This window comes from Metabacillus sp. YM-086, assembly GCF_048059995.1.
GTDB classification, from domain to species: domain Bacteria; phylum Bacillota; class Bacilli; order Bacillales; family Bacillaceae; genus Metabacillus; species Metabacillus litoralis_B.
Genome location: NZ_JBLUOI010000053.1, coordinates 1 through 13,018 on the forward strand (window position 1 = coordinate 1; position 13,018 = coordinate 13,018).

Below are 13,018 nucleotides of genomic sequence, written 5' to 3' on the forward strand. Positions count from 1 at the left end.
CTCGGACATTAGCGATAACTGCCTTTGGGGAAATGGACGTTTCAATTATAGATGAACTACCAGCAGGAAGGAAAACAATCGAAACCTACTGGGTAAAGCCTGATATGCTAGAACGTATATTAGCCTTTATTGAAAAGGAAGTTTCAAAAGGGCGGCAGGCTTATGTTATTTGTCCGCTTATTGAAGAATCTGATAAGTTAGATGTCCAAAATGCTCTTGATGTTCATAGTATGCTCACTCAACACTATAGAGGTCGTTATAAAGTAGGTCTTATGCATGGCAGGTTAAGCTCTGATGAAAAAGATGAAGTAATGAGGAGTTTTAGTCAAAACGAGGTTCATATTCTTGTGTCAACGACTGTTGTTGAAGTTGGTGTAAACGTACCAAACGCTACCACTATGGTTATTTATGATGCGGAACGTTTTGGATTATCTCAACTCCATCAACTCCGTGGTCGGGTTGGAAGAGGAAGTGATCAGTCATATTGTATTTTGTTAGCTGATCCTAAGTCGGAAACGGGGAAAGAACGAATGAAAATAATGACTGAAACAAATGATGGTTTTGTTCTCTCTGAGCGAGATCTTGAGCTTAGAGGCCCTGGTGATTTTTTCGGAAAAAAGCAAAGTGGTGTTCCTGTTTTTAAGGTTGCAGATATGGTTCATGATTATAGAGCTTTGGAAGTAGCAAGGCAGGATGCAGTTGAACTTGTAGGTTCGGAGGAATTTTGGAAGGGAAATCAATATGAGGCTTTAAGAAACTACCTTACTAACTCGGGAGTATTGGATGGTGAAAAATTAGATTAAACTCTTGCTCTATAAATATCAAAAGTAGAAACACTGCATGTAATAGAGTTAGGACTACAATACTTTTTAGAAAACAGATTGCAATGACTTGCAATCTGTTTTCTTTATATATATACTACTATTAGTACCTAGTCTTAATAGTTCGGACGGTGTCGTATACATAATGAGGAAGAATAAGAAAGAAAGACAGTCATTATTACAAGAAACAATTGCTATCACCCCATTCATAACAGATGAAGAATTAGCGGAAAAATTTCAAGTGAGTATTCAAACAATCCGTTTAGATAGGTTAGAGCTATCAATTCCTGAATTAAGAGAACGAATAAAACATGTAGCGGAAAAGAAACTAGATGATGAGGTAAAAGCGCTGCCGATTGAAGAAGTTATTGGTGAAATTATCGACCTTCAGCTTGATCATTCTGCGATCTCTATGCTAGAAATAAAAAAAGAACATGTTTTTAGTAGAAATCAAATCGCACGGGGACATCATCTTTTTGCACAAGCAAATTCGTTAGCGGTTGCTATGATAAATGATGAGCTTGCTTTAACAGCGAAAGCAAATATTCGATTTACCACACAAGTTAAAGAAAATGAACGTGTCATTGCCAAGGCTAAAATAGTAAAAAATGATCCAGAACAAAGACGAACATTAGTAGAAGTGAACAGCTTTGTGGGCAATGAATTAGTGTTTTCGGGTGAGTTCGAAATGTATCGCTCAAATCCAACACAAAGGTAGGTTACATAAATGAAGCTCGCAATTGATGCGATGGGTGGAGACAATGCACCACAAGCAGTTGTAGAAGGAGTAATGAAAGCTATCACTGCTTTTCCAGATTTAGAAGTAACATTAATAGGACAAGAAGATAAAATTAAAACATACTTAACAGATTCCACACGAATCTCAATTTTACATACAGATGAAGTGATAGAAGCTACTGATGAGCCTGTTCGCGCGGTTAGACGGAAGAAAAATGCGTCAATGGTTTTGATGGCAAATGAAGTGAAAGAGGGAAGGGCAGATGGTTGTATTTCTGCTGGGAACACGGGAGCACTGATGACAGCAGGCCTCTTTGTTGTTGGTCGAATTGAGGGCATAGAAAGACCTGCTTTATCGCCAACTTTGCCAACATTAAATGGAAAAGGTTTTTTATTTTTAGATGTTGGTGCAAATGTAGACGCAAAGCCGGAACATTTATTGCAATATGCAATAATGGGTTCTATATATGTTGAGAAAGTTCGTGGAGTTAAAAATCCACGTGTTGGTTTGTTAAATGTAGGTACAGAAAATAAAAAAGGAAATGAGTTAACAAAACAAACTTATGAGCTTTTAAAACAAACAGATTTAAATTTTGTAGGAAATGTTGAATCAAGAGATTTAATGGAGTCCGTTGCAGATGTTGTTGTAACAGATGGGTTTACTGGTAATATCGCTTTAAAGACAATTGAGGGTACAGCTCTCTCTGTTTTTTCTATGCTTAAATCAGCTTTAACGAGTAACCTTAAGTCTAAAATTGCTGCAGGTATCTTAAAGCCCCAGCTAAAAACAATAAAACAACAGATGGACTATTCAGAGTACGGTGGTGCTGCGCTCTTTGGCCTTAAGGCACCAGTAATAAAAGCACACGGCTCATCAGATGCTAATGCAATATACAATGCAATTCGACAAACTAAAGATATGGTGTCTTATGATGTTGCTGAGACAATTTATGCATCGCTTAAAAATATGAATAAAGAAGATTAACAGGATAGAAATGGGGGAACACTTTCATGACAAAAATCGCTTTTTTATTTCCTGGTCAAGGTTCACAGACTGTTGGGATGGGAAAAGACTTTTTTGAAGAAGTAGAATCATCTAAAGAAATTTTTGATAAAGCTGATGAACGATTAGGTCAAGAATTATCAAAACTTATTTTTGATGGACCACAAGATACATTAACTTTGACTTATAATGCTCAACCGGCTCTCCTAACAACAAGCATTGCGATATTAAACTATTTCAACCAATTTAATATCCAAGCAGATTATGTTGCTGGACATAGTCTTGGTGAATACTCAGCGCTTGTTGCAGCAGGTGTACTTCCTTTTGAAGATGCAGTTTATGCTGTTAAAAAGCGTGGAGAATATATGGATCAAGCGGTCCCGGCAGGACAAGGAGCTATGTCAGCTGTTTTAGGCATGTCAGCTGAAGAATTAGAAAAAGTAACAGCTAAGGTTTCTGATGAAGGTAACTCGGTACAACTAGCTAACTTAAATTGTCCAGGTCAAATCGTTATTTCAGGAACGGCTGAAGGAGTTGAAAAAGCTTCAGCACTTGCAAAAGAAAATGGAGCAAAAAGAGCAATTCAACTTGTAGTTAGTGGTCCGTTTCATTCTGAATTAATGAAACCTGCGGCACATAAGTTTCAAGACGTATTATCTCAATTAAGCTTCCAAGATGCATCTATCCCAGTTATAGCAAACGTAACAGCTAAGCCGGTGAAAGATAGTAAAGAAATGAAAGACTTACTAGTAAAGCAGTTATACTCTCCTGTAAGATGGGAAGAATCAGTAAGAACAATGATAGAAAATGGTGTGACGACGTTCATAGAAGTAGGGCCTGGTAAGGTATTAACAGGATTAGTGAAAAAAATTGACCGCTCTGCAACGATTCACAACGTTTTTGATCTTGAGTCATTACAAGCTACTGTAGAAAAGCTTAAGGAGGAACAATAAATGTTGGAGAATAAAGTTGCTCTTGTAACCGGAGCTTCTCGTGGAATTGGTAAAGCAATCGCATTGGATCTTGCGAGTAATGGAGCAAGCATTGCCGTGAATTATGCTGGAAATGAAGCGAAAGCAAATGAAGTTGTCGATGAAATCAAAGCAAATGGTGGAAATGCAATTGCCATTAAAGCTGATGTTTCAAATGGTGACGAAGTTCAAGCTATGATTAAAGAAGTATTAAATGAGTTCGGTCAATTAGATATTCTAGTAAATAATGCTGGAATCACAAGAGATAATCTTTTAATGAGAATGAAAGATTCTGAATGGGATGACGTTATTGACACAAACTTAAAAGGTGTTTTCCTTTGTACGAAAGCTGTAACAAGACAAATGATGAAGCAAAGAAATGGTCGGATCATCAATATTACCTCTGTTGTTGGGGTAAGTGGAAACGCTGGACAAGCTAACTATGTAGCGGCGAAGGCTGGGGTTATTGGTTTAACAAAAACAACAGCAAAAGAACTGGCTTCAAGGAACATTACTGTAAACGCAGTTGCCCCTGGATTTATTACTACTGACATGACAGATGAGCTTAATGAAGATATAAAAGCAGATTTATTAAAACAGATACCACTTGCAACTTTAGGTGAACCTAGTGATATTGCTAATGTGGTAACATTCCTTGCTTCTGAAAAAAGCAAATATATAACAGGCCAGACGTTGCATGTAAATGGCGGAATGGTTATGTAATTTTCTCACCCTATTTTGAAAATCTATGAGTGGGAAGTTAATTTTATTGAAAATACTAGAGAAGCCTAGTTTTTCAATTGAAAATCATCTATAATACTTGAGGGGAGGTGAACGAAAATGGCAGATGTATTAGAACGTGTAACAAAGATCATCGTTGACCGCTTAGGCGTTGATGAAGCTGAGGTAAAATTAGAGTCTTCTTTTAAAGATGATCTTGGAGCAGATTCCCTTGATGTAGTTGAGCTTGTTATGGAACTTGAAGATGAGTTCGATATGGAAATTTCTGATGAAGATGCAGAAAAAATCGGTACAGTGGGTGACGCTGTTAACTACATAAATAGCCAACAGTAATGTTGATAAAAGTCCCGTATTTTTTACGGGGCTTTCCCCCTTTTATTACATATTTTTTAATAGTAAAATGTAAAAAGCAAGCCCCAAAACCTTTTTGCCCAGGTACGAAGCTCTTGTTGCAAAACTTGAGTACGATTAACAGGTCATAAGCCACTTCATAATTCAAGGGAATAATGTCACCTTCAATTATGAAGTGTCTTATATAAGGATCAAGGCGTCGCTGTAGCTATAAAATTGGAGGTGCCTGATGATGGCAAGACATATTAATTATAAAGAAAGAAGATCTTTCGCTAAAAAAGCAGAGGAATTCAAAAAATTCCAGGAGCGTATTGGTCACACGTTTACTAATGAAAAATTACTCTATCAAGCATTTACTCATTCTTCCTATGTAAATGAACATCGTAAAAAGCCATACGAAGATAATGAAAGACTTGAATTTTTAGGTGATGCTGTTTTAGAATTGACCATTTCTCAATATCTTTATAAAAAATATCCAATGATGAGCGAAGGAGAATTAACAAAACTGCGTGCCGCTATTGTTTGTGAACCTTCTCTTGTATCGTTCGCGAATACACTTGCTTTTGGTAGCTTAGTTCTACTTGGAAAAGGAGAAGAAATGACAGGGGGACGAGCTCGCCCAGCCTTGCTAGCAGATGTTTTTGAAGCGTTCATTGGTGCACTTTACTTAGATCAAGGCCTTGAATCTGTTGTTCAATTTTTAGATAAATTTGTTATTCCAAAGGTTGATGATGGGGCCTTTTCTCATGTTATGGACTTTAAGAGTCAGCTTCAAGAACTTGTTCAGCGTGATACTAAAGGTACACTTGAATATAAAATTCTACAGGAAAAAGGTCCAGCTCATAACCGAGAATTTGTATCTACTGTATCATTAAATGGTGAGGTTTTTGGCACAGGAAGTGGAAAGTCAAAAAAAGAAGCTGAGCAACATGCTGCACAAGAAGCACTTTCAAAGCTTCAACAAATAAATAAATAAGATGCTATGAAGGGCAGACTCATATTAGTATTGAATGAGTTGTCCTTTTTTTAAGGTTTTTACATGTTATCATTGATATTTTACGTTGATTGTTCTTATTTTTATGATGTCAAAATATCCAAATGTATGAACCGAGGTTCGACAAATTGTGATAAAATATGAAGGAGTTTGTCAGAAGAATAGTCTTATTAATAACATTACAAAAAAATAACTTAAAAGAAAATAGTAAGGAGGATCACAATGTTCCTCAAACGATTGGATATTGTAGGATTCAAGTCCTTTGCTGAACGAGTAACTGTTGATTTTGTAAAAGGTGTTACAGCAGTAGTTGGACCTAATGGTAGTGGTAAAAGTAATATAACAGATGGAATAAGATGGGTATTAGGTGAACAATCAGCTAAGTCTCTTCGTGGAGCCAAAATGGAAGATATTATTTTTGCTGGAAGTGACTCTAGAAGAGGGCTGAATGTAGCGGAGGTAACCCTAACTTTAGATAATGATGACTCTTTCCTCCCAATTGATTATCACGAAGTTAGTGTAACACGTCGTGTATATCGTTCAGGGGAAAGTGAATTTTTTATTAATAAACAAAGTTGCCGTCTAAAAGACATTGTTGATTTATTTATGGATTCCGGTTTAGGTAAAGAAGCCTTTTCCATAATTAGTCAAGGGAAAGTCGAAGAAATTCTCAGCAGTAAATCTGAAGAACGTAGAACGATTTTTGAAGAGGCTGCTGGTGTTTTAAAATATAAGTCGCGTAAAAAGAAAGCAGAATATAAATTAGCTGAAACCCAAGAAAATTTAAATCGTGTTCAGGATATCCTTCATGAATTAGAAGGTCAGGTTGAACCTCTAAAAATACAGGCTTCAATCGCTAAAGATTATTTAGAGAAAAAAGAAGAATTAGAGAAAATTGAAGTAGCGCTTACGGTTTTCGAAGTAGAAGAGCTGCACGGGAAATACGAAGCTCTTTCAAAATCAGTAGAAGAGGGAAAAGACCGCGAATTAAAGCTTGCTGCAACAATGCAAAAACGTGAAGCCGATGTTGAACGAATGAAAGAGCATCTTAGTGCTTTGGATGATTCAATTGACGATCTACAACAAGTTCTCTTATTAACAAGTGAAGAACTGGAAAAACTAGAAGGTAGAAAAGAAGTCTTAAAAGAGCGAAAGAAAAATGCACATCAAAATAAAGCTCAGCTTGAAAGAACAATTGAAGAACTATCGGTTAAAATTTCCCAGTTAACTCATGAAAAGCAGGAACAAGAGAATCTATTAAATTCATATACAAATGAACTAGAAAAAATTAAAAGTGAACTGTCAGAAAAGCAAAAACTTGCCTCCACTTATGATCAAAATCTTGATGAAATGATTGAAGAATTAAAAAGTGAATATTTTGACCTACTAAATGAGCAAGCTTCATCACGTAACGAGATAAATTACTTAGAAGAGCAGCTTTCACAGCAAGAAAGAAAAAATACAAGACTGCTAGATTCTAACCAAAGATATGTGACTGAGCGTCAGGAAATCTTAGAAAAGAAGCTGAAAATTGAAGCAAATTATTCACTTATTGAAAAGCAATTATCAGACCAGATTAAAAGCTTTCGTGATACAACTGCGAAATTAGAAAACCTGAAGAATTCATATCAGAAAAAGGAGACAGCTCTTTATCAGGCTTATCAATTATTACAACAAACACGTTCGCGAAAAGAAGTTCTTGAATCAATGCAGGAGGACTATGCAGGCTTTTTCCAAGGAGTAAAAGAAATTCTAAAAGCGAAAGATGAGCTTGGAGGAATTCACGGTGCTGTTGCTGAATTAATTACAACAGATAAGGAATATGAAACAGCAATTGAAATTGCTTTAAGTAGTTCTATGCAGCATGTCGTTGTTCAAGATGAATCAGCAGCTAGAAAAGCTATACAATTTTTAAAGCAACATTCATTTGGACGAGCTACATTTTTGCCTCTATCAGTAATAAAGGAGCGTTCTATTAACCATCATGATTTAGCGTTGATTGAAAACCATCCTGCGTTTGTTGGGCTTGCGAAAAATCTTGTTAAGTATCAAGCTCAATTTCAATCAATTATTGGGAATTTATTAGGTACAGTCATTGTTACCTCTGATTTAAAGGGAGCAAATGATATTGCCAAGTTAATGAATTATCGCTATCGCTTAGTGACCCTTCAAGGTGATGTTGTAAATCCTGGGGGCTCGATGACAGGTGGTGCGGTAAAACAAAAGAACAATTCCCTACTGAGTAGACAACGTGAACTAGAACAAATTGTAGAAAAGTTATCTGTAATGGAGCAGAAGACTGAGGAGCTTGAAAAAGATGTTAAATCCTCAAAAGAATTAATTCAACAGCATGAACTAACTCTAGAGGAGCTTCGTTCTAAAGGTGAGAACCTTCGACTAGAAGAGCAAAAAATCCGTGGCGACATACGAGAGATTGAATTAAATGAAAAAAATGTAAATGATCATTTGAAATTATATGATTCTGAGCGAGAAGCCTTTGAGTCTGAAAAAACAAGAATGATCGGTCGAAAAGATGAACTTCAGGTGAAAGTAAAAGAGATTTCAACAAGTTTGGAAAAACTAGATAAAGAAATCGAAGAATTGTCTGTAAAGAAGACAACACAACAAACGTCTAAAGATGAACTGCAGAATCAACTCACTGAATTAAAGGTAGTACATGCAAGTAAGCAGCAAGTGTATGAGAATCAAAAAGAGAAAGTTGAACGTATAAAATTAGACTTACAAGAATCTCAACAAAAGCATAAAGATGCTGCTGATGATTATTCACTTCTTTCAAATGAGATGAGTTCAAGTTCTTCAGGTGAGGAAAAACTAGATGAAGCTGCTAATAAGAAGCTACAAGACAAAAACAAAACAGTTGAATTGATAGCTAGCAGGCGTGAAGAACGTCTTCAGTTACAAGAAAAGCTTGAACATGAAGAGCGGGAGTTAAAAGAATTAAAACGCCAGGATAAACAGCTTCAAGATATTTTAAAAGACGAAGAAGTAAAGTTAAATCGATTAGATGTTGAACTTGATAATCGGTTAAATCATCTTCGTGAAGAATATTTCTTAACTTTTGAAGGTGCTAAAGAAAAATATAGTCTTGAAATAGAAGTTGATGAAGCAAGAAAACGTGTGAAGTTGATTAAACTTGCAATTGATGAACTTGGAACGGTAAACTTAGGAGCGATTGATGAATATGAACGTGTTTCTGAGAGATTTACGTTTCTAACAGAACAACGCGATGATTTATTAGAAGCAAAAGATACGCTATATCAAGTGATTGATGAGATGGATGACGAAATGAAAAGAAGGTTCGAACAAACATTCAATGCTATTCGTTCTCATTTCGAATCTGTTTTTCAGGCATTGTTTGGTGGAGGAAGGGCTGAGTTGAAACTAACTGACCCTAATGACCTTTTAAATACTGGTGTTGATATTGTGGCTCAGCCTCCGGGGAAAAAACTTCAAAACCTTGGCTTACTTTCCGGTGGAGAACGTGCCTTAACAGCTATCGCCTTACTGTTTTCTATTTTAAAGGTACGACCGGTTCCTTTTTGTGTACTAGATGAGGTGGAAGCGGCTCTTGATGAGGCAAATGTACACCGATTTGCACAGTATTTGAAAAAATTCAGTCATGAAACACAATTTATTGTGATCACGCATCGAAAAGGTACCATGGAAGAGGCTGATGTGTTATATGGCGTAACAATGCAGGAATCAGGTGTTTCTAAGCTTGTTTCTGTTAGACTTGAAGAAACAAAGGAATTAGTGCAATCTTAGTGGAAAGGAAACGACAAAGATGAGCTTTTTTAAAAAATTAAAAGAAAAAATTACTCAACAAACAGATTCTGTTACTGAAAAATTTAAAGAGGGCTTAACAAAGACAAGAGATTCTTTCGCTGGTAAAATGAATGACCTTGTAGCTAAATATCGTAAAGTGGATGAAGAGTTTTTCGAAGAGCTTGAAGAACTACTCATTAGTGCCGATGTTGGTGTTGCCACTGTTATGGATTTAATTGATGAATTAAAGATGGAAGTGAAACGTCAAAATATCCAAGATACGAAAGAGGTTCAAGCTGTTATTTCTGAAAAGCTTGTTGAAATATATGAAGGTAGCGATGACGATGAGTCGCTCAATAAACTGGATTTACAAGCAGGAAGATTAAATGTAGTTTTATTTGTAGGCGTAAATGGAGTGGGGAAAACTACGACAATTGGCAAGCTTGCACATAAACTAAAAAGCGAAGGAAATTCTGTTTTATTGGCTGCTGGTGATACTTTTAGAGCCGGAGCTATCGAGCAGTTAGAAGTATGGGGAGAGCGTGTAGGTGTTGATGTTATAAAACAATCGGAAGGTTCTGACCCCGCTGCGGTTATGTATGATGCTGTTCAGGCTGCTAAGGCACGTAATGTCGATGTTTTACTCTGTGATACAGCTGGAAGACTACAAAATAAAGTGAACCTGATGAAAGAGCTTGAGAAGGTTAAGCGTGTAATCGAACGTGAAATTCCTGGAGCTCCTCATGAAGTATTGCTTGTACTAGACGCAACAACAGGTCAAAATGCTATGACACAAGCAAAACAATTTTCTCAAGCAACAGATGTATCAGGAATAGTTCTTACAAAGTTAGATGGTACTGCAAAAGGTGGTATTGTGTTAGCGATTAAAGGAGAGCTTGATATCCCTGTGAAGTTTGTTGGTTTGGGAGAAAAAATGGATGATTTACAAGAGTTTAACACGGAACAATATGTTTATGGTCTTTTCTCAGAAATAATTGAAGCACAAGAAGAAGAGTAAATAATAGGTAAAAAGCTATCAATTTCATTAAGTGAGATTGTTAGCTTTTTTTGTTTTATTCAATACAATATACGCCCGCTCTATAACTTTCATATACAATTACTTGACAAGAAAAAGCTTCCTATGTAGACTAATAAGTTGTAAAGGTAATTCACTTAACAAAGGGGTGAATCGGCATGATGCTTGAAAAAACGACGAGACTTACGTATTTATTTGATTTTTATCAATCGTTGTTAACACCTAAGCAGAAAAGTTATATGTCGTTATACTATTTAGATGATTTCTCCCTTGGTGAAATTGCGGAAGAGTACGATGTAAGTAGACAAGCTGTTTACGATAACATTAAACGAACTGAAGCAATGCTGGAGCAATATGAAGAGAAGCTATTATTATTTCAAAAATTTCAAGAGAGACAAAAGTTAATGACAAAACTACGTGAATTTTCTCCTACCATTGAGAACAAAGCTATGTTTGATTCATTACTAAATGAACTTGAGAAATTAGATTAGGAGGCGGCATATATGGCATTTGAAGGATTAGCCGACCGACTGCAGAATACGATGGCCAAAATTCGCGGCAAAGGAAAGGTATCTGAAGCGGATGTAAAAGAAATGATGCGTGAAGTACGCCTTGCTCTTTTAGAAGCGGATGTTAACTTCAAAGTCGTGAAGGACTTTATTAAGCGCGTAAGTGAGCGCGCTGTTGGTCAAGAAGTTATGAAAAGCTTAACTCCAGGCCAACAGGTCATTAAAGTAGTTAAAGACGAGCTGACTGAGCTGATGGGTGGAGAGCAGAGTAAAATAGCTGTGTCTAACCGCCCGCCAACGGTAATTATGATGGTTGGTTTACAGGGTGCTGGTAAAACAACAACTACCGGTAAACTGGCAAATTTATTAAGAAAAAAACATAACCGTAAGCCGTTACTTGTTGCTGCTGATATTTACCGTCCTGCGGCGATCAAGCAGCTAGAGACGTTAGGTAAACAATTGGATATGCCTGTTTTCTCATTAGGCGATCAAGTTAGCCCAGTTGAAATTGCGACTAAGGCTTTAGCTCACGCAAAAGAAGAACATCATGATTACGTTATTATTGATACTGCAGGTCGTCTTCATATTGATGAAAATCTAATGGAAGAGCTTGAGCAGGTAAAAGAAATTGCGAAACCAGATGAAATTTTTCTTGTTGTTGATGCGATGACGGGTCAAGATGCGGTGAATGTTGCTAAAAGCTTTAATGAGCAGCTTGGGTTAACAGGTGTTGTTTTAACGAAACTTGATGGTGATACTCGTGGTGGAGCGGCACTTTCTATTCGTTCCGTTACTAATACACCTATTAAGTTTGTTGGTTTAGGTGAAAAGCTTGATGCTCTTGAGGCGTTTCATCCAGAACGGATGGCTTCAAGAATTTTAGGTATGGGTGATGTTTTAACACTTATTGAAAAGGCTCAAACAAATGTAGATGCTGAAAAAGCAAAAGAGTTAGAACAAAAAATGCGTACAGCATCCTTCACATTTGATGATTTCCTTGAACAGCTTGGTCAGGTGCGCAATATGGGACCCTTAGAGGATCTAATTGGCATGTTGCCAGGAGCTAACAAGGTGAAGGGCCTGAAAAACCTTCAAGTTGACGAAAAGCAGATCAGTCATGTAGAAGCAATTATTAAGTCAATGACAAAAGCTGAAAAGATCAACCCTGAAATTATGAATGCTTCTCGAAAAAAGAGAATTGCAGTTGGTAGTGGTACATCTGTACAAGAGGTGAATCGACTATTAAAGCAATTTGAAGATATGAAAAAAATGATGAAGCAAATGACGAATATGTCTAAAGGAAAGAAAAAAGGCGGAATGAAGTTTCCGTTTATGTAATTGTATGATTTTTTAAGTCTCGTTTTTTAGAAAATATCATAGCTAGAAACTAGTTTTTTAAGGAATTTTTCTTCTGACAAGAAAAAAACCTTTACATCATATCACTTATTTGATAATATACTATCTTGTTGAAACATTTTCGGAGGTGCTTTATAAAATGGCAGTTAAAATTCGTTTAAAACGTATGGGAGCAAAAAAGTCTCCTTTTTATCGTATTGTAGTAGCAGATTCTCGTTCACCACGTGATGGACGTTTCATTGAAGTTGTTGGGACATACAATCCAGTTGCTCAACCAGCAGAAGTGAAAATCAATGAAGAGTTAGCATTAAAATGGATGTCAAATGGTGCTAAACCTTCTGACACAGTTCGCAACTTGTTCTCTAAAGAAGGCATTATGGAAAAATTCCATAACGCAAAAAATAGCAAGTAATGACTGTTAAGATGAAAGAGTTAATCGAAGCAATTGTTAAACCACTTGTTGATTCTCCAGACTCTGTCGAGATAACGGAATTTGAACAGGAGCATCAAATAACTTATCGCCTTTCTGTTCATAAAGAAGATATCGGCAAAATCATTGGAAAACAAGGACGTATAGCAAAAGCGATTCGAACTGTTGTGTATGCAGCGGGATCTAATTCATCTAAAAGAATTCAACTAGAAATTAACGACTAAAAAAGGGTGAGGAGGTTCCTCCCCTTTTTTTGTACGTTTAAAAAATAGTAATGAAACA

Annotated in this window: 13 protein-coding genes; all 13 read left to right on the forward strand. The window is 36.4% G+C overall.

The window, feature by feature from the left end:
- A partial coding sequence (locus tag ACEWK1_RS19310; protein WP_416636563.1) for a helicase-related protein occupies positions 1–803 on the forward strand: 803 nt, incomplete at its 5' end.
- A gap of 163 nt (positions 804–966) precedes the next feature.
- Positions 967–1,539 carry a transcription factor FapR gene (fapR, locus tag ACEWK1_RS19315; protein ID WP_121661378.1) on the forward strand — a complete coding sequence of 191 codons (573 nt, stop codon included), beginning with the start codon at positions 967–969 and terminating at the stop codon, positions 1,537–1,539.
- Between the two features lie 9 nt (positions 1,540–1,548).
- Entirely contained in the window at positions 1,549–2,544 is a 996-nt protein-coding gene (plsX, locus tag ACEWK1_RS19320) for a phosphate acyltransferase PlsX (protein ID WP_212134501.1), read from the forward strand.
- A gap of 26 nt (positions 2,545–2,570) precedes the next feature.
- On the forward strand, positions 2,571–3,515 hold the full coding sequence (gene fabD, locus ACEWK1_RS19325) for an ACP S-malonyltransferase (RefSeq protein ID WP_212134504.1): 945 nt from the start codon (positions 2,571–2,573) through the stop codon (positions 3,513–3,515).
- On the forward strand, positions 3,516–4,256 hold the full coding sequence (fabG, locus tag ACEWK1_RS19330; protein WP_098796264.1) for a 3-oxoacyl-[acyl-carrier-protein] reductase: 741 nt from the start codon (positions 3,516–3,518) through the stop codon (positions 4,254–4,256).
- A 117-nt stretch (positions 4,257–4,373) separates the two neighbouring features.
- On the forward strand, positions 4,374–4,607 hold the full coding sequence (gene acpP, locus ACEWK1_RS19335; RefSeq protein WP_026559383.1) for an acyl carrier protein: 234 nt from the start codon (positions 4,374–4,376) through the stop codon (positions 4,605–4,607).
- 250 nt (positions 4,608–4,857) lie between these two features.
- Entirely contained in the window at positions 4,858–5,601 is a 744-nt protein-coding gene (rnc, locus tag ACEWK1_RS19340) for a ribonuclease III (protein WP_212134506.1), read from the forward strand.
- A 240-nt stretch (positions 5,602–5,841) separates the two neighbouring features.
- Positions 5,842–9,405 (forward strand): chromosome segregation protein SMC, encoded by a 3,564-nt coding sequence (gene smc / locus ACEWK1_RS19345; RefSeq protein WP_212134508.1) that lies wholly within the window; start codon positions 5,842–5,844, stop codon positions 9,403–9,405.
- A gap of 19 nt (positions 9,406–9,424) precedes the next feature.
- Complete coding sequence (ftsY, locus tag ACEWK1_RS19350; RefSeq protein WP_121661383.1) at positions 9,425–10,423, forward strand: signal recognition particle-docking protein FtsY; 999 nt, start codon at positions 9,425–9,427, stop codon at positions 10,421–10,423.
- A gap of 176 nt (positions 10,424–10,599) precedes the next feature.
- Entirely contained in the window at positions 10,600–10,932 is a 333-nt protein-coding gene (locus ACEWK1_RS19355) for a putative DNA-binding protein (protein ID WP_121661384.1), read from the forward strand.
- 12 nt (positions 10,933–10,944) lie between these two features.
- On the forward strand, positions 10,945–12,288 hold the full coding sequence (ffh, locus tag ACEWK1_RS19360) for a signal recognition particle protein (RefSeq protein ID WP_098796269.1): 1,344 nt from the start codon (positions 10,945–10,947) through the stop codon (positions 12,286–12,288).
- A gap of 157 nt (positions 12,289–12,445) precedes the next feature.
- Complete coding sequence (gene rpsP, locus ACEWK1_RS19365; protein ID WP_121661385.1) at positions 12,446–12,718, forward strand: 30S ribosomal protein S16; 273 nt, start codon at positions 12,446–12,448, stop codon at positions 12,716–12,718.
- Between the two features lie 11 nt (positions 12,719–12,729).
- Positions 12,730–12,960: a KH domain-containing protein gene (locus ACEWK1_RS19370; RefSeq protein ID WP_121664935.1), complete on the forward strand. Its 231-nt coding sequence runs from the start codon at positions 12,730–12,732 to the stop codon at positions 12,958–12,960.
- Positions 12,961–13,018: the final 58 nt, after the last annotated feature.

Excerpts from the sequence above, each read along its gene's own strand:
- fapR (WP_121661378.1), top strand. The coding sequence starts at position 967 with ATGAGGAAGAATAAGAAAGAAAGACAGTCATTATTACAAGAAACAATT.
- plsX (WP_212134501.1), top strand. The coding sequence starts at position 1,549 with ATGAAGCTCGCAATTGATGCGATGGGTGGAGACAATGCACCACAAGCA.
- fabD (WP_212134504.1), top strand. The coding sequence starts at position 2,571 with ATGACAAAAATCGCTTTTTTATTTCCTGGTCAAGGTTCACAGACTGTT.
- fabG (WP_098796264.1), top strand. The coding sequence starts at position 3,516 with ATGTTGGAGAATAAAGTTGCTCTTGTAACCGGAGCTTCTCGTGGAATT.
- acpP (WP_026559383.1), top strand. The coding sequence starts at position 4,374 with ATGGCAGATGTATTAGAACGTGTAACAAAGATCATCGTTGACCGCTTA.
- rnc (WP_212134506.1), top strand. The coding sequence starts at position 4,858 with ATGGCAAGACATATTAATTATAAAGAAAGAAGATCTTTCGCTAAAAAA.
- smc (WP_212134508.1), top strand. The coding sequence starts at position 5,842 with ATGTTCCTCAAACGATTGGATATTGTAGGATTCAAGTCCTTTGCTGAA.
- ftsY (WP_121661383.1), top strand. The coding sequence starts at position 9,425 with ATGAGCTTTTTTAAAAAATTAAAAGAAAAAATTACTCAACAAACAGAT.
- ACEWK1_RS19355 (WP_121661384.1), top strand. The coding sequence starts at position 10,600 with ATGATGCTTGAAAAAACGACGAGACTTACGTATTTATTTGATTTTTAT.
- ffh (WP_098796269.1), top strand. The coding sequence starts at position 10,945 with ATGGCATTTGAAGGATTAGCCGACCGACTGCAGAATACGATGGCCAAA.
- rpsP (WP_121661385.1), top strand. The coding sequence starts at position 12,446 with ATGGCAGTTAAAATTCGTTTAAAACGTATGGGAGCAAAAAAGTCTCCT.
- ACEWK1_RS19370 (WP_121664935.1), top strand. The coding sequence starts at position 12,730 with ATGAAAGAGTTAATCGAAGCAATTGTTAAACCACTTGTTGATTCTCCA.